Raw genomic sequence first — 26,078 nt, 5'->3', positions numbered from 1 at the left:
TTGTGAGCGCTCTTAAGTCGAGATGTTTGTTTTAAAATAGTAGTATATATTCACTAAAAAGGATGTATAAAAATGATTTTGGTGCATCCTTTTTAGTGAATATATAAAATAATTAACTTAGTGTATTAAAGATATGATACACGATTATTTTAATATATTTAAAAGTAAAATGAAATAAGAAACGGATAATTGTCGGAATATATTCGATTTCCGTTCATTTTTATGAAATATGTGTACTTTTTGTTAGATTCCTTCATTTTGTCCATATACAATAAATGTATATAGAAATAAGAAAAGGATGATGTACGTGAAGGACACGGTTTTACAAGAAACGATTTCTCCACAAGAATTACATAAAGTTGTTCAAAAGAATACAGCTTATTATGACTTTAAGTGGGGTAAAGTAGAAAATCCAGCGCAAGGGAATACATGGAATTGGGTAGCCTTTTTCTTCCCAACTTTTTGGTTAGCTTATCGTAAAATGTATAAGTTATTTATTATATTTGCGTTATTGGCTATACCTAGTATAGTTATACCCCCTTTTATAGATATTCCAGATGGGATTTATGTAACATTTAGTTTAGCTCTTCAATTAGGAATGATGATATTTACTGGATGGCAAGGAAACCGTTTATATTATAAGCAGGCTGTTCGTGTTTTTCGTAAGGGAGAAGATGCGTCTGATCATGAGAAGGCGTATTTCTTACAATCAAAGGGCGGCGTGAGTATTGCTGGTATGATTGGTTTACAGATTATAGTCGGGATTGTGTATGGATTAGCTGCGTTCGGGCTGTCCTTTTTACCAACTGAGCCGAATATTAAAAACGTTGTTCGTTCAAGTGGCGAAGGGGTTACTTTAGAGATTATGACTGATAATCCAACTTGGAAGTTTGTGAAGAAAGAAAAAGATTATGACGTAGTAGAGTTTACTGGTTATGATTATACAGAGAAGAAAAACGTGAAAATTAAATTTGCTGTTTATTTCGATGAAGATTATTTCGAGTGGCAAGAGGTATATGAAAATAATAAGAAGTTAAGTGAAGAAGAAGTAGAAGAATATCAAATTTACATTGAAGAAAATAATTGGGGTTTCTAGAGGGAACTCGTTCATTTTGAAAAGAAGAATCTTGTGAAGGTTCTTCTTTTATTTATTAGGGGAAGAGAAATAATTTCAGCATTAATAGAAGCTCTAATAGGATCGATTAGTTTAAGTACGGGTTTACACACGAAAAAGATTGATGCTAACATACGTTACTTGCAGCAGTATGAATGGTTTCGAATGATATATAAAGACGAAAAGTATCGAAAGTTATTTATTACGAACTACAAAGTTCGCTCATATTTACAAAGTAAGCTAAGAGTTCGATTGCTTGTAAAAAATAAAAATACACAACGAAGATTTTTAAAATTAGTAGAAGAGCAAATAGAAAAACGGCATACAAATTGAAATTTTGTAAAATACAATAAAAAATGAGAATTTGAGGTAGGCTTGTCAATAACGTGAGACTATGGCACTATAAAGAAATGCTATACAAATTTTATTTATCGAGATGTAAACATCAATTTTGATTTTTACGTATAAATAATGAACGGAGGAAATGAATTTATGGCTACTTTACCAAATTGTCCAAAATGTAATTCAGAATATACGTATGAGGATGGCGTTCTTTTCGTATGTCCAGAATGTGCTCATGAATGGGGCCAAGAAGCAGAAGCTGAAAATAATGATGGTGCGAAAGTTGTAAAAGATGCGAACGGAAACGTTCTTCAAGACGGCGATGCAGTTACTGTTATTAAAGATTTAAAAGTAAAAGGAACTTCTTCAGTTGTGAAGATCGGTACGAAAGTAAAGAGTATCCGTCTAGTTGATGGCGATCACGATATCGATTGCAAAATCGACGGCTTCGGAGCTATGAAGTTAAAATCACAGTTCGTTAAGAAGGCGTAAGTAAATAGAAGAGGAGGCGAATAGCCTCCTCTTTTTATTATGTCACTTTTTGTCGGTAAATCGATATTTCGTACAAAATCGTTGATATATTCTGAGTTATGATAGATATATTTGAAAAATCGTTGATATATTGCAAGTTATGATAGATATATTGAAAAAATCGTTAATATAATTTCATTCATCGTGAACTACGCACGATTCACCGTGCACCATAGTCAATTTCTTTCAATTGACATCGCTTATTAAAGAACGTTTTATATCCAAGCTGTAAAAAGATAATGACAGCAAAGGCAGTACTTCCAGAAATACCGAGTATGATGGCGATTTGATATTGAATGGCTGTGAATGGTGATACACCGGATAATATTTGACCAGTCATCATGCCTGGTAAGCTTATAATTCCCATTCCGACCATAGAATTAATTGTTGGTAAAATAGCAGAGTCAAAAGCGTCTCGAATGAGCGGAGCAGCTGCTTCTTTCGGTGTTGCGCCGAGCATAAGTGCACCTTCAATTTGACCTCTTTGCGATTTCATATTGTTTAAGAACGTATTTGCGCCGAGAGAAACACCAGTCATGGCATTCCCAACTAACATTCCTGTAATAGGGACGATATATTGCGGAGCATACCACGGATCATGTCCGATAATAACAAAGATAAATAGTAGAAGTGGCCCAATTGATCCGGCGACCATGGAAAGGGCGGCTACTCGTTTTAATTCTTTAGACATCGGGATGTTAACTCGTTTATAAATATTAAAAATTGCAAAGGTAGTAATAGAAGTAATGAGAGCAATTGTATAAAATGGATTACTGTTTTCAAATACGTATGTAAGGACATATGCAACAAGTACGAGCTGAATGGTCATACGGAATGTTGCGAGCGCGATTTGTTTTTCGCGAGGTATTCCTTTTAATTTTACAAGTCCAATTAAAATAAGAATAAAAATATAGGCAGCTGCAAGTTGCCAAATTTGGAGTTCAATAACGCCCTTCAACAGAGAGCACTTCCTTTCTAGTTGCACCGTTTGCTTTACTAATCTCAATAATGTCGTCTGCAATTTCTTCTGGAAGTTGTTGTGAGTGTGTGATGAAGATAATTGTTTTTTTCTTTTTTCGTGCTAGTTCAGTAAATTGTTTCATAACGCGACGTTCTGTATCACTGTCTAATGCTGAAGTTGGTTCATCTAATAAATAGACAGGCGGATCCATAAGTACGATACGTGCAAAGGCAAGTCTTTGTTTTTCACCGCCGGATAATGAGGAGGCGCTATCTTCTAATTGCTTGTCTAAGCTAACGGTTTGTAGTGCGCTCCGCAGGGCATCATCATTTGGAAATGGTTTTTCAGAAAGACGAAGTCCCATTAATAGATTTTCTTTAACGGTTCCATCAAAAAGAGGTGGAGTTTGCCCAAGCATAACTACGTCACGACGTAATTGAATAGGCGGATAATCAGAAATTAACTTTCCGTTATATTCAATTGTGCCGGATGTTGGAGATTGTAAATCGTTTAACATGCGAAGCAATGTGCTTTTTCCGCTTCCGCTTTCACCGATAATGCAAGTGATCTTTTCTTTTTGAATCTGTAAATAAGGAATGTGTAGTATATCTTTATATATAACGTCTTTTAATATAAACATAAATCGCTCCTTTCTGATTCTAGTTATATCGTATCAAAAAAGAGGGGGAAATGGTTATAACGAACAACGTTTTTTCTGCGTCTTGAGTTTTATTAATAAGTTAAGTAAACGATCTAATTCTTGGCTGAAAGAAATCACTTTATCATGAGTGAATCCGTATCGTTCAACGAGATAGATTAACTCTTTCTTTTTCGCTTCTATTCGATTGTTTAGTTTCGATAAGTTCATAAGTGGAATGTAATGCCTCCTACAAAAGTATTTATCACATAAAAAATAAGACCGAATGAATTCGGTCTTCAAGGAAATAATAAAACAACTTACAAATAGCATACACTGTTTATCCATAGTTTTTAATATAAAAATGAAAAATAAATCATTATAAATATTGAGAAAGATGTGTCTGATAATTTTTAAAAACTCATGCAAAGAGGCTGCCTACATAGTAGACAGCCTGTAAAGTATTAACCCTTATGATATTTGTACATCCAAAGAAGACCAGATTTTAATAATCTCGGTACACGTCCCATTAACGGTTGGTTTGCGAGTAAACCAAATCCGTGTTTTTTACCAAGAGATCCTAGAACACCTTTTAATTTAATAACAGGTAGTTCATCAGGGAGTGGTTCATTATTCCAACGTTTTAATAATATTTGGACAATTTGTTCTCCTTGACCTTCAGCAAGTTGGGCAGATGGTGCATGTGGAAGTGCTGCGCAATCTCCTACAACGTAAACATGCTCGTTGTTTGGAATATTGTGATATTTCGTTAAGACAACCCGTCCGCTACCATCTTGTTCAACTGGAAGGTTTCGAACAACTTCATTTGCTTGAATACCAGCTGTCCAGACAATTGCATCACATTCAAGTGGTTCATCGTGATTATACACAATATTTGGTTCCACTTTTGTAATGTTAGAGTTTCTTATAATATTAACTTTATGTTTTACGAACCATTCTTCTACGTATCTACTTAATTTCTCTGGATACGGGAATAAAATTCTATCTTTTCGATCAAATAAATAGATTTTTAAATCAGAACGGCTTTCACGAAGTTCACTTGCTACTTCAACGCCACTTAAGCCAGCACCAACAACAGCTACTGTTGCATTTGGTTCTAGACTATTTAATTGTTCATATGTTTTACGTGTTTGTTCAATTGATTGTAGACTATGTGTATATTCCCTAGCCCCAGGAACGTTATGATATTTATCTTCACAGCCAAGTCCGATAATTAAGTCATCATATTGGATTGCTTCGCCGCCATCGAGATGAACAGCTTTTTCTTCGAGGTCAATATTTGTTATTGTGCCGTATTGAATATTGAGGCGTGGGTGTTCAGGAAACGGTATACGAATATGCGTTTCTGAAATAGTACCCGCAACTAATGCATAATATTCAGTTTTGAAGCAATGATATGGTACTTTGTCGATTAATGTCACTTGTACATCATCTGGAAGTTGGTTGCTTGGAAGTAGCCTTTGCAGAATTCTCATTCCACCGTAGCCGCCACCTAGTATTACGAGGTGTTTCATGATGGATTACCCCTTTTCTGTTGAAATATCCCCTAATCATAAAATTTTATATTAATAAAATATTTTGACTTTACTCAATCAAATTATATCGAATTTGTGAACAAATAACAATGCATGAATGAATACTCTGTTGTACAATAAGAAGAAAAGTAAAATAAACTGTTTTTCCTTTGTAGTTACTATTTCATTGGAAGTAGCATGTTATATAGAAGAAGTCATCTACTTTGAAGTGAAGTAATGAAGTAACTAAATAGTTTAGACTGTGTAACGAAAACAACAAGAAACAGCTTAGTTTTCTTCTTATAGATAAAGTGAAAAGGTAATTTGTTTTGTAGTACAGGGGGGAGAATTTTGATTAAACCATTAATTGAATTTTGTGTAGGTAACCTTGCAAGTGGTTCACAAGCAGCTCTAGAAAAATTAGAAAAAGATCCGAATTTAGATGTAATGGAGTACGGTTGTTTAGGGTATTGTGGTATTTGTTTTGAAGGACCGTTTGCACTTGTAAATGGTGAAGTTGTACAAGGTGCAACAGTAGAAGAGCTTGTTAATAATGTATATGAGTATTTGGATGAAAATCCAATGTTTTAAGGTGTTGCGAATTAGCAGCACCTTTTCCATTAGATAAAACTTTATTTTGTGGGGAAGGCTAATGCTGATTATTAGCCTTCCCCAATTGAAAATAGTGGGGTAAATAAAAAAAGGCCCTTTTTAGAAGGGCTTTTTTCTTACACAAATTGTGTAAGAGTGGCTCATCGCCAAACGTTGTCAAATATGAGAAACGGGGGACATTCATATTGTGTTCTAAAAGCATGCATTTTATACTTAACATAACAAATTATTTTTGGAGTGAATATAAATGAGCCAATTTTCTTTTACAAAAATGCATGGTCTTGGCAATAGTTATATATATGTAAATATGTTTGAAGAGCAAATTCCTGAAGAAGATTTAGCCCTTGTGGCCGAAAAGGTTTCAAATATTAATACTGGTATTGGAGCAGACGGGATGATTTTAATTTGCCCTTCAGACGTAGCTCCGGTGAAAATGCGCATGTTTAATAATGATGGTTCTGAAGGAAAGAGCTGTGGTAACGGTTTACGCTGCGTAGCGAAATATGCGTATGAGCATAAACTAGTAGAAGAAACAGTTTTTACAATTGAAACGTTGGCTGGTATTGTAACGGCTGAAGTAACAGTAGAAGGTGGTGTCGTGACATTAGCGAAAATCGATATGGGGGCACCGCGTCTAACACGTGCAGAAATACCGATGCTTGGTGAAGGTGAAACGCCATTTATTCGTGAAAACTTCTTATATAATAATCATCGTTATGCATTTACAGCTGTTTCAATGGGAAATCCGCATGCGGTTATTTTGGTTGATGATGTAGAAAAAGCACCTCTTACAACACTTGGACCAGTCCTTGAGACACATGAAATGTTTCCAGAGCGAGTAAATGTTGAGTTTATCGAAATTTTGAATGATGACGAGATGAACTTCCGTGTTTGGGAACGTGGATCTGGTGTAACGCAAGCTTGCGGAACAGGAGCGTGCGCTGCAGTTGTAGCTGCTATTTTAAATGGAAAGATGGAACGCGGTAAGGAAATTACTGTTCATTTAGCTGGTGGCGATTTAATGATTGCGTGGACTGAAGAGGGAAACGTGTTGATGAAAGGACCTGCGGAAGTAATTTGCCGCGGAGTGTATGAGTACAAGATAGAAGCGTAAAGATGTATAATGGACTAAGAACAGAAAGGAAGGTGTATTTCATGATTGAAGTAACAGAACAAGCAGCTTTTCAAATTAAAGATATGTTAAAAGATGCTGAAGATGGAGAGAAGTATGTGCGCCTTGCTGTACACGGCGGCGGATGTAGCGGTCTTTCTTACGGCTTAGGATTTGAAGTAGAACCAAAAGAAGACGACACAGTTCTTGAGTTTTTCGGTGTTGAATTTGTTATCGATACAGAAAGTGCTCCAATTGTTAAAGGAGTAAAAATTGACTATAAACAATCTATGCTTGGCGGTGGATTCACAATCGACAATCCAAACGCAATCGCATCATGCGGATGTGGATCATCTTTCCGTACAGCGACGAATGCTGGTAAACCAGAAGAGTGCTAAGTTTTTAGACGAAATAGAAAAGGCCTTTTTAGCGATGGAATAAAATCGTTAGAAAGGTCTTTTCTTTTGGCGTTAAAACAGAAAATGCATGTAAAGTTACTTTGGAATTTAATTTAAATGTTATTATATATAGGATATGTGATTTATATTGTGAATTCCAGTTTCATATTGCTCGTTTTAAGATAAGATTTCGTAACGGAAATGTAAATAAATAGAAGAAATATACTATTTATTAGTTGTATTTAATGTTAATATTTGTAACGAAGATGATTGGCGATCGTGTTCGGACTAGCTGTAGTTTCACCGGTTATTACTAATAGGTAGATTTATCCCATAAAAGCCCGATTGGTGAGGGCTGATTAAAGTTTCACTTTATATAAAAAAGGTGTATGAGGGAGAAGGCTATAGCAAATTGTATAGAACTGAATAGTTCCGTATTCATTAAAATACGTTGATTACTAGATATTAAAAAACACCGGGGGGATTAGAATGAAGTTATTTAAGAAAGTACTTATAGTAGGGGTGGCGTTGACTACAGTATCGATTTTGGGAGCTTGTTCTAGCGATACAGACGTATTAACAAAAGTAGGAGCAAAGCAACCAGCGAAGGCCGAAGGTGAAGAAGTATTAAAAGATCAGAAGAAAACACCTATGACCACGAGTAAACGTGAAAGTATTAAAAATGAGGATGCTCCATCATCAAAGAAGCGTTATATTTTTCATGACGAATCTCAAAAGATTGAGGAAGGTATGACGTATACGGATATTCTTAATACGATTGACTACGGTGGTGAGAATATAAAACATTATAATAATAATGAAAAACGCGTATTTTATACTGAAAAAGATACGGATGGTACATATGAAATTGTGGTTGAATTAAATACATATGGTTACGTTGTGAATATTGAACGTACTGCTATAAAGGGTACAGATAAAGAGAATGAGGTATCTATGAAACGTATTGAAGAGCCTGTAAAGGAATATGAAGAAAAAAACGATCGTGTACCGTGGTATAAAGATGTAAATAACAATTCGGCAGCAGTAAGTTACAATCACTATTTGAAAATCAAAAAAGGTATGCCCGCGAATCAGGTAAAAGCTGCAATTGGACAGCCACATGTGATTGAGAAATATAAATCTTATTCAGTATATGACTATACTGGTTATGGTGGAGAAGGATCATTACGTGTAATCTTTGAACCGAATGGAACTGTTACGGATGTAGTGGAAGACGGTTTACCACGATAATAAATTAGTTACGGGAAGAGTTGTAGTAAAGTTGTCTTTGATTTTATAAAGTTTTTGGGAGCATCCCCAAATATAGATGAAAAAATAATTCTTTTAGCCATGTTATAGTATTAGTATTTACCGAAGTTTCTTCCAAATTCAATAGCGTTATTGTGGATGTTGTTGACGTATTAGTTTTGTTGATATATGCCGCAGTAGGGCAGCAATTGTAATTGGACGTAAAAGGACGCGGAGGAGTAGCAGCTTCCTTTTGAAAAAAGGAGGGAAATATGATGGAGGATATTCTTGAATTCATAAGGAAATACGTAATTAAACCTATTATTAGTTTAATAAGATACCTTGTAATAGAGATTATAATTGAGGGTATAATAGAAGGCGTAATAAACGGTATAAGGAAATTACGTGATAAGTGGCCAAATTGGCGTGAAAGACGTTATTGGCGGTAGTGTAGCTGAGAAACGTGCGAAACAAAAACGTTATACAGAAGTTTAATGAAATGATAGAAATCGACCCGCATTTACAATCTGTACTCGTTCCAATTGGTGATGGAATGACAATTTCTAAAGTGAAGAAATAATTATTATCTTACAAAAGTGTAATGTTCATGTCATGTTTTTGAATTTCTTCTTTAAGCTCTGGGCTTTAAGATAAGAATATAAGAAAAAACATATGAGGTGAAGGAAATGAAAAGATACATTGCACTATTTAGTATTTTAGTTGTATTCGCAAGCTTGTTAGTTGGTTGTGATTTAAACCGTATGGGTAAAGATGAGTACTACGTTCAAATTACAGTAGATGGAAAAGAAGTTCATAGTAAAGCTGATAATGGTCAAAAATTTAAAGATTATGAATATAAGTTGACTGGCTTTGATAAAGACGGTAAAGAGAAAGAATTAGAATTTACAGCTCAAAAAAATCTTCGTAAAGAAGCATTCCTACGCGTATATCACTCAGATAAAAAAGGTGTATCAGCTTGGGAAGAAGTAAAGAAAGACGAGCTTCCAGCGAAAGTGAAAGAAAAATTAGGCGTGAAATAAGACAGATAGAAAAGGAATTGACGAACAGGGTCAATTCCTTTTTTTGCTTTCAAATTCTTCTTCTGAAATGACTTTAAATCCGTGTCTTTTAAATAAAGCAGTTGTCACTCCGAAACCAGTTTGCTTATTGCCGTTAAATTCTCCAGTGTAAATCGTAGAACTACCACAAGATGGGCTGCGTTCCTTTAAAATAATATATTCTGGGTGTAAATTTTTAATTTGTTCTAATGCTTTATAAGCGCCATTTACGAAAGCTTCTGTAACATCTTCACCATCTTTTGTCATCACTTTCGCTTTTCCGTCTAAAACGTCGTCGCCATTCCCGCCAATAATTTCAGCTGAGGGGCGAGGTGTTGGTAATCCCCCTAATACTTCAGGACAAATGAGGACTGTATCTTCTTTTTGCAAAAGCTCCTCTATTTTTGAAACGAGATTGTCATTTCCATCATACCGACAAGCGATACCACCTAAACAAGCACTAATTACGATCATATTTTCATCTCCAATAAAAAAATATTAACTATCACGCCAATTTTTCTTCCTGCCTCTTATTTATAAGTGAGGTGATAAAAATGGGAAGCTTATATAATTTAATGAAACCATATAGTGAATTTCAAAGTAAAGAAGAGTTTAATACATATCAAAAACAAGTTTTGAAACATTATCGATTTCAATTAAATAAAACGGATGCTACCATTATTCATTTTTTAGGAAAGTATGCAGTGAATGAGAAACAGAAAACAGTGGGGGTTGCTTGTCCATTAATGGAGACGATTGCTACAAATGTTGGAAAGAGTATTCGTACAGTACGCCGCTCTATTGTAAAGTTAGAGGAACTAGGAATTATAAAGCGTGTTGCGACAAAAGAAAGACATAGGCGCGGCGGATATAGTGCGAACTTATATGTATTTCTTATATCTGCAATTGACCGCATGGATGACCGTATGAAAATGTCCGCATGTGAAAGTGAGGATTATACAGCTGGCTGTAGTGGAAAGGAGCAAAAAAGCGAAAGGGAAACAATTCTTTCTAAAAACATTCCACAAATAAAAGAGAAAAGAAAAATAACGTACGAGCTTGATGAGACGTATTGCCGTCATGATATACCGAAGCCTTTTATATACGCACTTCTGCCGATGACGAGTAATCCGAAGAAGATTAATATATTTTGGAGTAAGGTGGAACTTGCATATAAAAAGAGTGGATTACTAGAGCAAGGTGTTTTACTGGAGCAAATATTAGCTGATGAAGAAGTGTATGGGAATTTCATTTGGCGCGTGAAAAGTGTTGTGAGGGCGTATAAATACGGGGAAATCCGTAAAAATGTGAAGGCACTTTTATATAGTACAGTGCGGGATTTATTTTTAGAGATTGGATTAGAATGGGGAGCAGCTGTGAGAAGAAGTAAGGGGATACCGTTATTTGATCCTTTTAAAAAGGAGCCATGCGTAAATGCATGACTCCAAGTAGTTAATCAAACTTTCTTACAACTGGAACACGAATCGCTACAAAGAGTACGAAGACAATAACGGCGATTGCACCGCTTTTCATAACGGTTACGATTGGAATTCCTATTGCAAGCGCGATGGATGTGAATGCATAAGAAAGCGGGATAAAGCCCATTGATGATAGCATAAGCAAACTCATTACGCGCCCCATCATTTCTTCTTTTACTGTCGATTGAATCATCGCCATCAGTGGAACGATAGCCATTGCGATTGTAATACCGTAAAACATGCCAGCTAATAATGCTTGCCATAGTACGGTACTAAAGTTGATGGATAAGAAGAAGACACCAGACAGTAGCATCATGATAATGCAAAATAGACCGCGTCTACGATTAATATTTTTTAAACCGACAATGACCGCACCGATTGCCATTCCGCCGCCGACAGACGCTTCTAAGTAACTAAACTGGAGCGAATCACCATGCAGCACGTTTTTAACAAAAAGCGGGAAACCAACTTGCATCGGACCGATTAAAAATAAGTTTAAAAAAGCGCTACAAATAAGGAAAGTTGAAAGGAATGGCGATTCCTTTACATATAAGATTCCTTCTTTAATGGAAGTGAACATACCTTTATCTGTATCTTTTTGTTCTGGCATCGTAAATTGTATTTTTTGAACGAGTATGGCAGCGACAATCAGTAATAAAATCGTAATGGAAAATATTGTCTCATAGTTCGTAAATTTAATGAGAATTCCGCCAAGTACAGGGCCTAAGATGACCGATGCTTGGTTCGTCATTTGTGTAAGTGAATTCGCTTGTGTTAACCGGCTTTTTTCTACCAATTCCGGTAAGATAGATCCATCTGCTGACCAGAAGAAAGCATCAGCAAGTCCAAAGAATAAAGCGAATAAAGCAAATGTATATAGCGTTACATCACCAACGATAAACCATGTGAGAATGGTTGCGACAAGAATCGCTCGAATGATATTGGAGTAAAACATAATATTTTTTTTCGGGAATTTATCAGCTACAGCGCCGCCGACAATCATAAAAATAAGCCTTGGAACACTAAGGGCTACGAAAACAACACCGAGTGAAGCTTCAAGGTTTAATGTTTTTGCTATGTACCACGTTTGTGAAAAAGTAAAAAAGGCTAAAGCAAAGCTTGAAAAAAGAGTAGCTGCCCAAAGAAAAAGGAAATTCGTATTTTTTAATAACGGTTTTCCGCTTCCTTCTAAAGCAGTTTTATTTTGTTGTAGTTCCTCCATATTGCTTCCTTTCTATGTGACAAATTTAAACTAAAAAACCAGTAAACGCCCGATTGGTGAGGGCTAATACTTAATGGGAGATGCCCCCACTGATTATAGTTTCACTTTATACAGTTTCTAATATTTCTATACTGCACTTTCTCATTGTAGACAATAATAATGAATTTGCCCAGTAGCTATTTAACGACAAAAAAAGATGCCGAATGGGCATCTTTTTTTAGGCTAACGCAATATAAATATCCAATTGTGCATGATTTGGGTCTAATGCTCTTTCGTCGTAAAGCTCGAAGTCAGTTGTGAAGGCACGTTTATTTTCTTTCGACCATTGCCAAATATATTCCCAAGCTTCGCAAACGACTTCAGCAACTGGTCCCTTTCTCGTTGTAAATACCGCATATGTAGCAGCAGGTATTGTTAAAGTTGTCATATTTTCAGGAACGTCTTCTAATGAAGAAACGGGCGTACCGATTGTGAATGTATATGTACCAGTTTCATCTGATTCATAGTTGGAGTAGAATGCGAATGTTTCTTTCGTTTTTTGATTTGGGATGTGATGCATCATTTGTTCTTGAAAGTATCGGTTCCAGAGCTCGGGAATTTTTCCTTCAGTAGATGCCTCTATTTCGTTAGTCGTCGTAATCGAAACGCCGATTGCTTGGAAAGCTTCTTTTTTTACGATAATGGGTTCGTTTATCATTACAAATTCCTCCTTTAAAATAAGAACATACGTTCCTTGATAATATAACATATTTTTACATGTAACGGTTATTGTTTTTTGAAAATTTTAATCATAAATAACAAACTGAAATGACTAAAAATGGTAAAATTTCTATTGTATGTATGAATAGATTAAGAGATATGTTAAGCTTTTTATGTATCCTTTAACTGTTATATAAACCTATACAATAGGGCATTTTTTACTATGTTAAAAAATGGTGAAGGTTTGTATAAGTGTCCGATATATATATGCTATTTTTGATAAATTAAAATAGTAATATTCTATGAGATTTATATTGTTGACATTGGGATTTCAACGATACATTTTCGTAGGTCGGATTGTTGCGAGTGGATATATATTGATATGTATACGGCTACGAAATTAAGTAGACGGATAGCAAGTATATAGAAAGGAGAAAGGTAGAAAATATGAAACAAGTATTGAAGTGTTTTAATGTCGTAACAATGATCACACTTCTCCTATCCATCATATTGCCTTCACCCAGTGCTTTTGCAGAGATAAATAAAAAAAGCTGGGATGAGTTACAAGGAAATGATGTGAAAATTAAGGCAGAGCAAGTAAATGCCGAAATATATAAGGGGGAAGTAGCTAAGAGGGAGCACGTATTTCAATATACGATTGAAAATACGGGAGATACACCAATTCAAGAATTGGTGCTTAAACAAAGTAATGAAAATGAAATTACGTTCCTCTCGCAATCTGTGAAAGTAAACGGAGAGAAGTTACCTGAAAATAAACTAGCGGATTTCTATGTAGAAGAAAAAGATAAGGGAGGAAAACTTCTTTCTTCTAATCTTAAAATTCGAGATTTAAAATCACACGAAAAAATGACGGTGCTAATAAAGGCTAGCCGCACGCAGCATTTTAATAAAGAATACAAACAAAAGATTAGTGTGCAAAAAGATCAAGTACAAATAGGAAACATGTCTGTAGATGTTGAGGGAATCCCTTCTGAAGAAAAGGTAGCAGCTAATGCCGATGAGGAGGCTGACAGTAGTAAGAAAGAAGTTGGCCCATCAGCTAATAATACAATTAAAAAAGTTGATGAAAAGCTAAAAGTATCTGTGGAAGATAAAAATAACCCTACATCAAAAACAGAACTACCAAAACAACCAGTAACCGAAGCTGAGAAACAGCCAGAAAAAGAGGCAGTAAAGCAGAGTGTTGCAGAAGTGCAAACTGCGTCAGAAAATGCTTCGAAGGTTCAAATCCAAACAGGAGATAAACAAGGGTTTGGAGATCCACTGTATTCTACAATTGCTGCTGGTAATTTAGTACAGACTGGTAATGTAACACTTGGTTTGACGACCGATCATTATGGCAGACAAAGTCTGGGGTATAAGACGAATAAAATGACTGTGGACGTTGATAACGATGATAGTACTTTTAATTCGTCAACAGGAGCTTTTCCTAACATTCCTGCTGGAAGTAAAGTGAAAAAGGCTTATTTATTTTGGACAGCAGCTATGGGAACGCCAACTTATGCAAATAAAGAGTATAGAGTTAGTGATGAAGATGTAAGGCAGCCGGTTAAAATGAAAATGGGTAATAAAGAATATAAAGAGGTAAGTGCTACTAGTATACGAAAAGCAGCTAGTTTACCGTATATTTCAAATTACTCTGGTAGTGGTGCCGGTTATGTTGCATATGCTGACGTAACAAATGTAATTGCACAGCAAGGTATTTCTCAAACGGTGACAGTTGCGAATGTGCCACAAATTAAATTTGAAAAAGGCAGTGGTTACTACTGGGGCAACTGGAATCTTATATTAGTGTATGAAAACTATAAAGAAACAGTAAAAGATATGAAGATTTGGGAAGGTTTAGTTGCTCAAAAAAGTACAGCTTGGACAGACATTAGTGTTAATAAAATAAACACACCAAAAGAAGGTGCTTTTAAGGCGAAATTTAGTTATTTTTCATCGCAAGGTGATCCAGCTGATAACGATGGGTATGCCTATGATTATGGAGAGTATGATTTTGGATTAGGGTATCAAAAGTTTAAAAATATTAAAGGTAAAGATAATGATGTTAATGACTCATCTATGACAGAAGTACAAGTAGACGGTACTAACGAGTTTGTTACAAAAAAATATCCAGGATATAAACCGGATTGGACAAATTCATTCAGTACTGACATTCATACGTATCATCTTGAAGGACCGACTCAAGTAAAGAATGATTTGAAAGAAGGAAAAATGCGTTTTAGAGCATATGCTGGTACTGGTGATATTTACGTATTAAACAACGCCACATTTGTTACAGAACATAATGCTCCAAACTTACAAGTTGATAAAAAGGCATTAGATAGTACCGGTAAAGAAATTAAGGAAATTAAAGCTGGTGAAGAGTTTACGTATCAAATTGAAGTGAAAAATGATACGAAAAATAATCAAGCGCCGGTATCGAATGTAAAAGGTTTTGATAAATTAGATGATCGTTTAGAGTATGTTCCGGGATCTATACAATATATTTCTGGAAGTAATAAAGGAAATAAAACAGATGATGCAAGCGATGATGAAGCAGAGTTTGTAAATAATCAAATTGATTTCCGTGTTGGTGAAGGTGCTAATGCTAAAGACGGCGGTGTTTTAAAGCCTGGTGAAAGTGCCATTATTACATTCAAAGTAAAAGTGAAAGCTTCTGTACAATCAGATACAACAGTAAAAAATATCGTTGTTGTAAAGGGACAAGATAGTACCGAGGTAAATTATGAAACTGCAGATGATGCAGATATTACGGTTACGACTCCAAAAGAGATCCCTGGAGAAATAGAAGCTAAAAAAATAGCATCTAATAAAACACCGAAACTAGGTGACGAAGTAGAGTATCGTATTACATTTAAAAATAAGACAAAAGATGGACGTCTAGATGTATTGACCATTGAAGATGAATTACCAAGCAATCTTGAATACGTGAAAGATAGTTTGAAAGCAGAAGGTGCAAAACCAGAGCCAGTAGAGCTGAAGTTTGAAAATGGAAAAGTAATTGCAAAGTATCCAGAAATTATGGATATGGAAGAAAGAAGTATCGTCTTTAAAACAAAAGTAAAAGAAACTGCAAAAATTGGTGAAGAAATTGTTAATAAAGCAACCGTTAGTGATAAAACAAATCCACCAAAGAATCTAGAAGAGAAGATTACACCACAGCATAAGGCCGGTAAAATTGCTGCAAAGAAAAAAGCAACAAATAAGAAACCAAAGCTAGGAGAAGAATTTGAATATCAAATTAGCTTCCAAAATACGGTGGGAAACGGAAAACTAGATGCAGTTACAATAGAAGATGAAATTCCAGCTAACTTAGAATTTGTTCAAGGCAGTGAGAGAGCTGAAGGTGCTGAACCAAATCCAGTAGAGTTAAAAGTAGAAAATGGTAAGGTAATCGCAAAATATCCAGAGATTACGGATACAAAAGAGCGAAGCATTGCCTTTAAAGTGAAAGTAAAAGAAGAGGCAAAAGCCGGAGAAACGATTGTTAATAAAGCGGTTGTGAGTGAGCCGAATGGACAAACTGAGCATCCAGAAGAAAAGATTACGCTGGATTATAAATACGGTAAAGTGGATGTTGAAAAAAGCGTAACGAATCAAACACCAAAACTAGGAGAAGAAGTGGAATACCGAATTACATTTTATAATACGGTAGAAAACGGAAAACTAGAAAAGGTGCTAGTAGAAGATACACTACCTAAAGATGTTGAATACGTGAAAGATAGTTTGAAAGCTGAAGGTATAAAACCAGAGCCAGTAGAACTAAAAGTGGAAGACGGCAAAGTAATGGCAAAGTATCCAGAAATTACGGATACAGAAAAAAGAAGTATTGTTTTTAAAGTGAAAGTAAAAGATTCGGCAAAAGTAGGGGAGGCAATCGTAAATAAAGCAATTGCAAAAGATCCGAAAAATGAGCCTGTTGAATCAAAGGTTGTTATTACACCGCAAAGTAAAAAAGGTGAAATTGCTGCTACAAAGGTAGTTAATAATAAGAAGCCAAAGTTAGGCGAAGAAATCGAGTACCGCATTAGTTTTCATAATACGGTTGAGAACGGAAAACTTGAAGAGGTGCGAGTGGAAGATACAATTCCAAAAGGTCTTGAATATGTAGAAAATAGCATCAAGGCCGAAGGAGAAGCACCTGGACCAGTAGAATTAGCTGTTGAAAATGGGATAGTCAAAGCTAAGTATATCGATATTATGGATATGAAAGAAAGAAGTATCGTCTTTAAAGTAAAGGTGAAGGAAGAAGCAAAAGTAGATAAAGAGATTGTCAATAAAGCAATTGTTGATGATACGAAAAATCCACCGATTGAGCCGGAGGAAAGAATTACTCCGCAACATAAGGATGGAATAATTGATTCGAAGAAGACAGTAGATAATCCATCACCAAAACTAGGAGAAGAAGTAGAATACCGAATTAGCTTTAAGAACACGGTAGAAAACGGAAAACTAGAAAAGGTAATAATAGAGGATACAATTCCTAACGGTTTAGAGTATGTAAAAGGCAGTGAAAAGGCTGAAGGTGATAAACCAGCTCCATTAAAGTTAAGTGTGAAAGATGGAAAAGTCATTGCTGAATACGAAAATATTACGGATATGAAAGAAAGAAGTATTGTCTTTAAGGTAAAGGTGAAGGAAGAAGCGGAAGTAGGTAAGGAAATCATCAATAAGGCAATTGTGGATGATACGAAACATCCGAAAGAACCAGAAGCAAAAATCACACCATTACACAAAGATGGAAAAATTAAAGCGAAGAAAAGCGTAAATAATGAAACACCGAAGTTAGGAGAAGAAGTAGAATACCGAATTAGTATGAAAAACACGGTTAAGTACGGAAAGCTAACAGACGTGATAATAGAGGATACTTTACCAGAAGGTTTAGAGTATGTAGAAAATAGTTTGAAAGCAGAAGGTGTCGGAACAGATTCAGTAGAGCTGAAATTTGAAAATGGTAAGGTAATGGCAAAATATCCAGAAATTATGGATACAGAAGAAAGAAGTATCGTTTTTAAAGTGAAAGTAAAAGAAGGAGTAACAGTCGGTAAAAAAATCATTAATAAAGCAACTATTGATGATTCGCAAAATAAGCCAGTTAATCCGACTGCGGAAATTATTCCTCAGTATAAAGATGGAAAACTTGAAGCGAAAAAGATGGTAAATAATGAAACGCCGAAGTTAGGAGAAGAAGTAGAATACCGAATCAGCTTTAAAAATACGGTAGAACATGGAAAGCTAACAGAGGTAAAGATAGAAGATGATTTACCAAATGGATTAGAGTATGTGAAAGATAGTGTAAAAGTAGAAGGTTCTAAGCCAGATCCAGTGGAATTGAAATTTGAAAACGGTAAGGTAATGGCAAAGTATCCTGAGATTACAGATACAAAAGAGAGAAGTATTACCTTTAAAGTGAAAGTAAAAGGTAAAGTGAGCGATTCAATTGTTAATGAAGCGATTGTGAGCGATACGAAACATCCGCCAGAAACACCGACAGCAGAAATTATTCCGCAACATAAAGACGGAAAAGTGAAAGCGAAGAAGACGGTAAATAATGAAACGCCGAAGTTAGGAGAAGAAGTAGAATACCGAATTAGTTTTAAAAACACGGTAGAAGACGGAAAACTAGCAGAGGTGAAAATAGAAGATACTTTACCCGAAGGTTTAGAGTACGTAGAAAACAGTGTGAAAGCAGAAGGTTCTAAGCCGGATCCAGTAGAATTGAAATTTGAAAATGGTAAGGTAATGGCGAAGTATCCAGAGATTACGGATACAGAAGAAAGAAGTATCACTTTTAAAGTGAAAGTAAAAGATGAAGTGAAAGTCGGTAAAAAAATCGTCAATAAAGCAATTATTGATGATACGAAAAATGAGCCAGAAACACCGACGGCAGAAATTACTCCACAGCATAAAGATGGAAAAGTGGAAGCGAAGAAAACGGTAAATAATGAAACACCGAAGTTAGGAGAAGAAGTGGAATACCGAATTAGCTTTAAAAATACGGTAGAAAACGGAAAGCTAGCAGAGGTAACAATAAAAGATGATTTACCAATTGGATTAGAGTATGTGAAAGATAGTTTACGAGCAGAAGGTTCTAAGCCAGATCCGGTAGAACTGAAAGTGAAAGATGGAAAAGTAATCGCAAAATATCCAGAAATTATGGATACAGAAGAAAGAAGTATCGTCTTTAAAGCGAAAGTAAAAGAAGAATTTAAGGTTGGTGAAGGCATTGTCAATAAAGTAGTTGTTGATGATACAAAAGATCCAACAACTTCAGAAGTAACAATTACGCCAGAATATAAAGACGGTAAACTTAAAGCAGAGAAATTTGTAAACAATAAAAAACCGAAATTAGGAGAAGAAGTAGAATACCGAATTAGTTTTAAAAACACGGTAGAAAACGGAAAACTAGTAGAGGTTACAGTAGAAGATGAAATTCCAGCTGGATTAGAGTACGTGGAGAACAGTTTACAAGCAGAAGGTTCTAAACCAAGTCCGGTAGAATTGAAATTTGAAAACGGCAAGGTAATGGCAAAGTATCTAGAAATTGCGGATACAAAAGAAAGAAGTATTATTTTTAAAGTGAAAGTAAAAGAAGAGGCAGAAATAGGCAAGGAGATTGTTAATAAAGCAATCGTAGTAGATACAAAAAATGAGCCAGAAGAGCCTCGTGTGGAAATTACTCCGCAATATAAAGATGGTAAAATTGCTGCGCAGAAAGTAGCAAATAATCATAAACCGAAACTAGGAGAAGAAGTAGAATACCGAATTAGTTTTAAAAACACGGTAGAAAACGGAAAACTAGTAGAGGTAAATATAAAGGATACATTACCAAATGGTTTAGAGTATGTAGAAGGCAGCATCACAGCAGAAGGTTCTAAACCGAAACCAGTAGAGCTACAGGTGAAAAATAATAAGGTAATGGCAAAGTATCCAGAAATTACAGATACAGAGGAAAGAAGTATTGTCTTTAAAGCGAAGGTAAAAGAAAGCGTAAAAGTGGGAGAAGAAATCGTAAATGAGGCAATTATAGATGATACAAAGAATCTGCCAGAAGAGCCTCATGTACCGATTACACCACAATATAAAGATGGGAAAATTGAGGCAAGAAAAGAAGTAAGTAATCATGAACCGAAGTTAGGTGAGGAAATCGAATATCGAATTATTTTTAATAATACGGTGAAAGATGGAAAACTAGCAGAGGTAAAAATAGAAGATGAAATTCCAGCTGGATTAGAGTTTGTAGAAGGAAGCGAAAAGGCTGAAGGTGAAGAGCCAAAACCAGTGGAGTTGAAAGTAGAAAATGGTAAGGTAATGGCAAAGTATTCAGAGATTATGGATACGAAAGAAAGAAGTATCGTCTTTAAAGTGAAGGTGAAAGATTCAGTTGCAATAGGTAAAGACATCACAAATAAAGCGATTATCCATGTTGATGATCCGAACCATCCAGTAATTGATCCGACAGCAAAAATTACACCGCGATATAAAGACGGTAAAATTGCTACTCATAAAAAGGTGAATAATCATAAACCGAAGCTAGGGGAAGAAATCGAATACCGAATTTCATTTAATAATACGGTGAAAGATGGAAAACTGGCAGAGGTGAAAATTGAGGATGAAATTCCGTCTGGTTTAGAGTATGTGAAAGATAGTCTAAAAGCAGAAGGTGATAAGCCAGCACCAGTAGAGTTGAAAGAAGAAGCTGGTAAGGTTAGTGCGAAGTATGAAAATATCACTGACATGAAAGAAAGAAGCATTATCTTTAAAGTGAAGGTGAAAGATTCTGTTGAAGTGGACAAAGCAATTGTAAATAAAGCAATTGTTGATGATACAAAAAATCCACCAGAGCGACCAGAAGTAGAAATTACCCCGCAGCATAAAGACGGTAAAGTTAAAGCTGATAAAAAGGTAAATAAAAAAGATCCAAAGCTAGGAGAAGAAGTAGAGTACCGAATTAGTTTTAAAAATACGGTAGAAAACGGAAAACTAGCAGAAGTGAAAATTGAGGATCAATTACCAACTGGTTTAGAGTATGTGAAGGATAGTTTAAAATCAGAAGGTAATGAGCCAGCGCCAGTAGAGTTAAAAGAAGAAGCTGGGGAAATTACAGCGAAGTATGAAAATATTACTGATACAGCTGAGCGTAGTATTATCTTTAAAGTGAAAGTAACGGAAGTAGCAAAAGTCGGTAAGAAAATCGTGAATACGGCAATTGTGGATGATGACAATCCGAAGAATCCGCCGCAAAAACCAGAAGCGATTATTACGCCGGAGTATAAGGACGGAAAACTAAAAGCTGAGAAAACAGTAAATAATCCAGCTCCAAAATTAGGAGAAGAAGTAGAGTATCGAATTACTTTCCGTAACGTAGTAGAGCATGGAAAAGTAGCGAAGGTGAAGATTAAGGATGAATTACCAACTGGCTTAGAGTTTGTAGAAGGTAGTGAAAGAGCCGAGGGAGAGAATCCGAAACCGTTGTATGTGAAAGTGAAAAACGGAATCGTCCTTGCGGAATATCCAGAAATTACGGATATGAAAGAAAGAAGTATCGTCTTTAAAGTGAAAGTGAAAGAAAAAGCTAAAGTAGGCGAAGAGATTGTGAACAAGGCGATTGTGGAAGATACAATAAATCCACCAGAGCAACCGAATATCTCTATTCAGCCTCAATATAAAGATGGTGCATTACAAGCAGAAAAAACAGTAAGTAATTATGAACCAAAGTTAGGAGAAGAAGCAGAATATCGAATTAGCTTTGAAAATACGGTAGAGAACGGAAAACTAACTGAGGTAAAGGTAGAAGATGAAATTCCAGCCGGTTTAGAATACGTACAAGATAGTATAAAGTCTGATGGGCCCGAACCACATCCGGTGGAACTGAAAGTAGAGAATGGAAAAGTAACAGCAAAGTATCCAGAAATTACGGATACGAAAAAAAGAAGTATCATCTTTAAAGTGAGAGTACAAGAGACGGTACAAGTAGGAAAAGAGATTGTAAACAAGGCGATTGTTGATGATAATAATCCGACGACGCCGCCAGTTGAGTCACTTATACCAATCACACCGCAATATAAAGATGGGAAACTAGAGGCAAGGAAAGAAGTAAGTAATCATGAACCAAAGCTAGGGGAAGAAATTGAATATCGAATTACTTTTAACGGCACAGTAGATGGCGGGAAGTTAGTTGATGTAAAGATTGAAGATGAAATTCCGTCTGGTTTAGAGTATGTGAAAGATAGTCTGGAGGCCGTAGGTGATAAGCCTGTGCCTACAGAACTTAAAGTAGAGAATGGAAAAGTAACAGTGAAGTATCCAGAAATTACGGATACGAAAGAAAGAAGTGTCATCTTTAAAGTAAAGGTAAAAGAAACAGCAAAAGTTGGAGGAGAAATAACAAATAAAGCGATTATTGAAGTGGATGATCCGAAACATCCAGTTATAGAACCGACAGCGAAAATAAAGCCAGAATATAAAGATGGTAAGTTAACAGCAGCGAAGACAGTAAGTAATAAAGAGCCAAAGCTAGGAGAAGAAGTAGAATACCGAATTAGCTTCAAAAATACGGTGGAAAACGGAAAACTAGATGTAGTTACAATAGAAGATGAAATTCCAGCCGGTTTAGAATACGTGCAAGGTAGTATTAGATTTGAAGGGGCTGAGCCAAATCCAATAGAGTTAAAAATGGAGTTTGGAAAAGTAATCGCCAAGTATCTAGAAATTACAGATACGAAAGAACGTAGTATTATTTTTAAAGCGAAGGTAAAAGAAGCGCCGAGTAAAGGGATAACAAATAAAGCAGTAGTGGACGATAAAATAAATCCGCCACTTGAGCCTACAGTTACAATTTTACCGAAAACAAAAGAAGATTTTAAGATACCAGAAGATCCGAAAGAGCCGAAGGAGCCAGAAGTGAAACCGGAGGATCCGAAAGAGCCGAAGGAGCCAGAAGTGAAACCGGAGGATCCGAAAGAGCCGAAGGAGCCAGAAGTGAAACCGGAAGATCCGAAAGAACCGAAGGAGCCAGAAGTGAAACCAGAAGATCCGAAAGAGCCGAAGGAGCCAGAAGTGAAACCGGAAGTAAGATTGGAAAAATTAATTAAAGAGCCGCAAGTAAAAACAGAAAGAGAATTACCGAAAACAGGGGCAGCGTCTCCATGGATGATGTCAGTTGGTGCTGGAATTTCATTCTTAGTTGGCGGAGTATTATTCGTATTAGGTAGAAGAAGAAAACAATAATTTTTTTAGACGAAAAGCACACTGAGTTCGATAGTTTATCGAATTCAGTGTGCTTTCGTGGTATATAAAATAAAAGCTCCTTCCACGTATGGAAGGAGCTTTTATTTTTACATATTAAAACATGCTTGAGCTATGCATTGGTTGAAGTTTTGCATTTGGATCGAAGTAAGCTTTTGCATTGTTTACTGCTGTTGGTGCTTCACCGAAGCCGCAAGCAATGAGTTTTACTTTTCCTTCATATGTACAAATGTCACCAGCAGCGTAAATGCCAGGAATATTTGTTTCCATTTTTGAATTTACAAGGATGCTGTTTTTTTGTATATCTAAGCCCCAGTTTTTAATTGGGCCAAGAGAAGAAACGAAGCCATAGTTTACAATTACGTCATCAACATCGATGATAACTTTTTCTTCCGTTTTTACGTGCTGAAGAACGACTTGTTCAATTTTGTCATCACCAATGAGTTCAACTGGAACATACGGTGTACTTACTTCTGCACGAGAATTCATTAAGTTTTCGACGCTATGTTCATGCGCACGGAATTTATCGCGGCGATGAACGATTGTAACTTTTTCAGCGATCGGTTCTAACATCATTGTCCAATCAACAGCTGAATCGCCGCCGCCAAATACTACGACGCGCTTACCGGCAAATTTATTCATATCATCAACGAAATAATGTAAGTTTTTCTTTTCATACTTTGCTGTACCTTCTAATTCTAAGCGGCGTGGTTGGAAAGCACCATTGCCAGCAGTAATAATAACTGATTTAGAATAGTGAGTTTGCTTATTCGTAACAAGTTTAAATATACCGTCAGCTTGTTTCTCAAGCGTATCGACAGCTTCTTCTAAACAAACGGTTGGGTCAAATTTCTTCATTTGCTCTTTTAAGTTATCAACTAATTCTTGTGCGCGCACTTTTGGGAATCCAGCTACATCATAAATGTATTTTTCAGGGTAGAGTGCGGATAATTGTCCTCCAAGTTGAGGTAAGCTTTCAATGATCTTTACACTTGCTTGTCTCATACCGCCATAAAATGCTGTAAACAGCCCTGTTGGACCACCACCAATAATTGTTATGTCGTAAACTTTTTGATTTTCTGCCACTTTCATTCCCCCTATAGATGGAATTTTGATATTGATTTCATATATTGTTCATATGTACACGAAAATCCTGCAAATGATGACACTTTCAAATAAATGATAGCATATTTGAGTTCATAATACTTCTGAAAACGACTGAATTGTGTGTAAGTTTTCGCATAGGTTCTTTTTTATTGTATAAAATATACAGAAAGGAAAATACATGAAAAAAAGTCTAAAAAACCCTTGAAAACGCTATGTTATTTTAAAATATTGATAATTCTCCAGACGCTTGAATTCTGGAATAAAACCGACTAATATAGGGAAGTATTATGTTAAATTTCTATGACAAAATTCGTACGATTTTTTGACTGCGTTTTGTTATGATATAGAATGTGATAAATTCCACATTCTTGACAAATAGAGTTTTTAGTACTTGGTATTATTTCTCATTACTATTATATAAAGAAAAGGGTTGTGATTTGGTGAAGACTCCAAAAATCGTAGTTTTAGGTGCAGGTTATGGCGGGATGATTACGACTGTTCGTCTGCAAAAAGCATTATCTGTAAATGAAGCTGAAATTACGCTAGTAAACAACAACAGCTATCACTACCAAGCGACTTGGTTACACGAGAGCGCAGCTGGTACATTACAAGATGAAAAAATCTGTCTAGATATTCAAGACGTTATTGATACAAATAAAGTGAACTTTGTACAAGACACAGTAGTAGAAATTAAAGCTGCTGAAAAACGCATTATCTTAAAAGACGGCGAGTTAGAGTATGACTACTTAGTAATTGGTCTTGGTTTCGAATCAGAAACATTCGGAATTACAGGATTAAAAGAGCATGCATTCTCAATCGCTAACATTAATGCAACTCGTGAAATTCGTGAGCATATGGAAGCTAGTTTCTCTAAATATGCAACTGAACAACGCGATGAGTTAGTAACAATCGTTGTTGGTGGTGCTGGATTTACTGGTATCGAGTACGTAGGTGAGCTTGCAAACCGTGTTCCTGAACTTTGCAAAGAGTACAATGTACCACGTGAAAAAGCACGTATCATCTGTGTAGAAGCTGCTCCAACAGCACTTCCAGGTTTCGATCCAGCGTTAGTAGAATACGCTGTAAAACAACTTGAGAAAAAAGGTGTAGAATTCCGCATCGGTACAGCAATTAAAGAAGCAACTGAAGAAGGTATTATCGTTGCGAATGGCGATGACACTGAATTAATTAAGTCTGAAACAGTAGTTTGGGCTGCAGGTGTTCGTGGTAACGGTATTGTGGAAGAGTCTGGATTTGAAGCAATGCGCGGACGTGTAAAAGTTGATGAGTACATGCATGCTCCAGGATACGAAGATGTATTCATGGTTGGTGACGCAGCGTTAATCATTAATGAAGAAATTAACCGTCCATACCCACCAACAGCACAAATTGCAATTCAACAAGGTTACAATATTGCACACAACTTAACTGTATTAGTTCGTGGTAAAGGTGAAATGAAAAAATTCGCATTTGATAATAAAGGATCTGTATGTTCTTTAGGTCATGACGATGCAATGGGCGTTGTTATGGGTAAAAAGTTAACAGGTTGGAAAGCTTCCTTCATGAAGAAAGTAATCGATAACCGTTACCTATTCTTATTAGGTGGACCTTTATTAGTTCTTAAAAAAGGTAAATTAAAGTTCTTTTAATATATAGTAGAAAAAGCAGAAACGGCTAAGAGCTGTTTCTGCTTTTTTCATATTAAAAATATAGTATAATATAAAAAAAGAAAGAATATTCTGTCCGTTCT

At 35.8% G+C, this 26,078-nt stretch carries 19 protein-coding genes and 1 pseudogene; 12 read left to right on the top strand and 8 right to left on the bottom strand.

Features of this window, described 5'->3' with window-relative positions:
• Positions 1-298: 298 nt before the first annotated feature.
• The 3 genes from ACTFSL_RS26395 (at position 299) to phnA (ending at position 1,948) form a co-directional block, all read left to right on the top strand.
• A complete protein-coding gene (locus ACTFSL_RS26395; protein ID WP_002026505.1) occupies positions 299-1,096 on the top strand; it encodes a DUF2628 domain-containing protein in 798 nt (265 codons plus the stop codon).
• Between the two features lie 69 nt (positions 1,097-1,165).
• A complete protein-coding gene (locus tag ACTFSL_RS26390; protein ID WP_119684219.1) occupies positions 1,166-1,447 on the top strand; it encodes a hypothetical protein in 282 nt (93 codons plus the stop codon).
• Positions 1,448-1,606: 159 nt separating this feature from the next.
• Positions 1,607-1,948: an alkylphosphonate utilization operon protein PhnA gene (gene phnA / locus ACTFSL_RS26385; protein ID WP_000212737.1), complete on the top strand. Its 342-nt coding sequence runs from the start codon at positions 1,607-1,609 to the stop codon at positions 1,946-1,948.
• Between the two features lie 199 nt (positions 1,949-2,147).
• On the opposite strand, the gene ACTFSL_RS26380 is transcribed toward phnA, so the two are convergent.
• From ACTFSL_RS26380 to ACTFSL_RS26365, 4 genes are all read right to left on the bottom strand, one after another.
• Positions 2,148-2,945, bottom strand: coding sequence for an ABC transporter permease (locus ACTFSL_RS26380; protein ID WP_000679254.1), 798 nt, complete (start codon positions 2,943-2,945; stop codon positions 2,148-2,150).
• Positions 2,929-3,588 carry an ABC transporter ATP-binding protein gene (locus tag ACTFSL_RS26375; RefSeq protein ID WP_000470263.1) on the bottom strand — a complete coding sequence of 220 codons (660 nt, stop codon included), beginning with the start codon at positions 3,586-3,588 and terminating at the stop codon, positions 2,929-2,931. Before ACTFSL_RS26375 ends, ACTFSL_RS26380 begins: the two co-directional genes overlap by 17 nt.
• A gap of 54 nt (positions 3,589-3,642) precedes the next feature.
• Positions 3,643-3,816, bottom strand: a complete 174-nt coding sequence (locus ACTFSL_RS26370; protein ID WP_001054090.1) for an aspartyl-phosphate phosphatase Spo0E family protein — start codon at positions 3,814-3,816, stop codon at positions 3,643-3,645.
• A 233-nt stretch (positions 3,817-4,049) separates the two neighbouring features.
• On the bottom strand, positions 4,050-5,120 hold the full coding sequence (locus tag ACTFSL_RS26365; RefSeq protein WP_000682068.1) for an NAD(P)/FAD-dependent oxidoreductase: 1,071 nt from the start codon (positions 5,118-5,120) through the stop codon (positions 4,050-4,052).
• Positions 5,121-5,471: 351 nt separating this feature from the next.
• Between ACTFSL_RS26365 and ACTFSL_RS26360 the strand changes: the two genes are divergently transcribed.
• From ACTFSL_RS26360 to ACTFSL_RS26335, 6 genes and pseudogenes are all read left to right on the top strand, one after another.
• Positions 5,472-5,711 carry a YuzB family protein gene (locus tag ACTFSL_RS26360; RefSeq protein WP_000595026.1) on the top strand — a complete coding sequence of 80 codons (240 nt, stop codon included), beginning with the start codon at positions 5,472-5,474 and terminating at the stop codon, positions 5,709-5,711.
• Positions 5,712-5,979: 268 nt separating this feature from the next.
• Entirely contained in the window at positions 5,980-6,846 is an 867-nt protein-coding gene (gene dapF, locus ACTFSL_RS26355; protein ID WP_440042664.1) for a diaminopimelate epimerase, read from the top strand.
• Between the two features lie 41 nt (positions 6,847-6,887).
• Complete coding sequence (locus ACTFSL_RS26350) at positions 6,888-7,241, top strand: HesB/IscA family protein (protein WP_000573826.1); 354 nt, start codon at positions 6,888-6,890, stop codon at positions 7,239-7,241.
• A 489-nt stretch (positions 7,242-7,730) separates the two neighbouring features.
• Positions 7,731-8,492, top strand: a complete 762-nt coding sequence (locus ACTFSL_RS26345; protein WP_440042662.1) for a hypothetical protein — start codon at positions 7,731-7,733, stop codon at positions 8,490-8,492.
• A gap of 402 nt (positions 8,493-8,894) precedes the next feature.
• Positions 8,895-9,069 (top strand): annotated as a pseudogene (locus tag ACTFSL_RS26340) (methyltransferase).
• Between the two features lie 106 nt (positions 9,070-9,175).
• Positions 9,176-9,529 (top strand): YxeA family protein, encoded by a 354-nt coding sequence (locus tag ACTFSL_RS26335; RefSeq protein ID WP_000833148.1) that lies wholly within the window; start codon positions 9,176-9,178, stop codon positions 9,527-9,529.
• A gap of 30 nt (positions 9,530-9,559) precedes the next feature.
• Here the strand turns inward: ACTFSL_RS26335 and ACTFSL_RS26330 are convergent, their stop codons facing one another.
• Positions 9,560-10,021 (bottom strand): DUF523 domain-containing protein, encoded by a 462-nt coding sequence (locus ACTFSL_RS26330; RefSeq protein ID WP_031312816.1) that lies wholly within the window; start codon positions 10,019-10,021, stop codon positions 9,560-9,562.
• 80 nt (positions 10,022-10,101) lie between these two features.
• Between ACTFSL_RS26330 and ACTFSL_RS26325 the strand changes: the two genes are divergently transcribed.
• Positions 10,102-10,989 carry a helix-turn-helix domain-containing protein gene (locus tag ACTFSL_RS26325; protein WP_061457838.1) on the top strand — a complete coding sequence of 296 codons (888 nt, stop codon included), beginning with the start codon at positions 10,102-10,104 and terminating at the stop codon, positions 10,987-10,989.
• A 10-nt stretch (positions 10,990-10,999) separates the two neighbouring features.
• Here the strand turns inward: ACTFSL_RS26325 and ACTFSL_RS26320 are convergent, their stop codons facing one another.
• Positions 11,000-12,247: an MFS transporter gene (locus ACTFSL_RS26320; protein WP_048656031.1), complete on the bottom strand. Its 1,248-nt coding sequence runs from the start codon at positions 12,245-12,247 to the stop codon at positions 11,000-11,002.
• A gap of 217 nt (positions 12,248-12,464) precedes the next feature.
• The gene (locus ACTFSL_RS26315) at positions 12,465-12,944 is read right to left on the bottom strand and encodes a GyrI-like domain-containing protein (protein ID WP_000606656.1); all 480 of its coding nucleotides are present in this window, start codon (positions 12,942-12,944) and stop codon (positions 12,465-12,467) included.
• Positions 12,945-13,393: 449 nt separating this feature from the next.
• Between ACTFSL_RS26315 and ACTFSL_RS26310 the strand changes: the two genes are divergently transcribed.
• Positions 13,394-23,203, top strand: coding sequence for an isopeptide-forming domain-containing fimbrial protein (locus ACTFSL_RS26310; protein WP_440042659.1), 9,810 nt, complete (start codon positions 13,394-13,396; stop codon positions 23,201-23,203).
• A 114-nt stretch (positions 23,204-23,317) separates the two neighbouring features.
• Here ACTFSL_RS26310 and ACTFSL_RS26305 read toward each other — a convergent pair whose 3' ends face one another.
• Positions 23,318-24,307: an NAD(P)/FAD-dependent oxidoreductase gene (locus ACTFSL_RS26305; protein WP_000829785.1), complete on the bottom strand. Its 990-nt coding sequence runs from the start codon at positions 24,305-24,307 to the stop codon at positions 23,318-23,320.
• A gap of 461 nt (positions 24,308-24,768) precedes the next feature.
• Between ACTFSL_RS26305 and ACTFSL_RS26300 the strand changes: the two genes are divergently transcribed.
• Positions 24,769-25,977 (top strand): NAD(P)/FAD-dependent oxidoreductase, encoded by a 1,209-nt coding sequence (locus ACTFSL_RS26300; RefSeq protein WP_000856612.1) that lies wholly within the window; start codon positions 24,769-24,771, stop codon positions 25,975-25,977.
• Positions 25,978-26,078 lie beyond the last annotated feature (101 nt).

Origin of the sequence: Bacillus cereus group sp. MYBK108-1, from assembly GCF_051917185.1 — a bacterium.
GTDB lineage: Bacteria > Bacillota > Bacilli > Bacillales > Bacillaceae_G > Bacillus_A > Bacillus_A cereus.
This window is presented reverse-complemented; position numbering and strand designations above follow the sequence as displayed.

Bases quoted from the DNA above. Each gene is read 5' to 3' on its own strand.
- ACTFSL_RS26395 (WP_002026505.1), top strand. From the start codon at position 299: ATGATGTACGTGAAGGACACGGTTTTACAAGAAACGATTTCTCCACAA.
- phnA (WP_000212737.1), top strand. From the start codon at position 1,607: ATGGCTACTTTACCAAATTGTCCAAAATGTAATTCAGAATATACGTAT.
- ACTFSL_RS26375 (WP_000470263.1), bottom strand. From the start codon at position 3,588: ATGTTTATATTAAAAGACGTTATATATAAAGATATACTACACATTCCT.
- ACTFSL_RS26370 (WP_001054090.1), bottom strand. From the start codon at position 3,816: ATGAACTTATCGAAACTAAACAATCGAATAGAAGCGAAAAAGAAAGAG.
- ACTFSL_RS26365 (WP_000682068.1), bottom strand. From the start codon at position 5,120: ATGAAACACCTCGTAATACTAGGTGGCGGCTACGGTGGAATGAGAATT.
- dapF (WP_440042664.1), top strand. From the start codon at position 5,980: ATGAGCCAATTTTCTTTTACAAAAATGCATGGTCTTGGCAATAGTTAT.
- ACTFSL_RS26350 (WP_000573826.1), top strand. From the start codon at position 6,888: ATGATTGAAGTAACAGAACAAGCAGCTTTTCAAATTAAAGATATGTTA.
- ACTFSL_RS26345 (WP_440042662.1), top strand. From the start codon at position 7,731: ATGAAGTTATTTAAGAAAGTACTTATAGTAGGGGTGGCGTTGACTACA.
- ACTFSL_RS26335 (WP_000833148.1), top strand. From the start codon at position 9,176: ATGAAAAGATACATTGCACTATTTAGTATTTTAGTTGTATTCGCAAGC.
- ACTFSL_RS26330 (WP_031312816.1), bottom strand. From the start codon at position 10,021: ATGATCGTAATTAGTGCTTGTTTAGGTGGTATCGCTTGTCGGTATGAT.
- ACTFSL_RS26325 (WP_061457838.1), top strand. From the start codon at position 10,102: ATGGGAAGCTTATATAATTTAATGAAACCATATAGTGAATTTCAAAGT.
- ACTFSL_RS26320 (WP_048656031.1), bottom strand. From the start codon at position 12,247: ATGGAGGAACTACAACAAAATAAAACTGCTTTAGAAGGAAGCGGAAAA.
- ACTFSL_RS26315 (WP_000606656.1), bottom strand. From the start codon at position 12,944: ATGATAAACGAACCCATTATCGTAAAAAAAGAAGCTTTCCAAGCAATC.
- ACTFSL_RS26310 (WP_440042659.1), top strand. From the start codon at position 13,394: ATGAAACAAGTATTGAAGTGTTTTAATGTCGTAACAATGATCACACTT.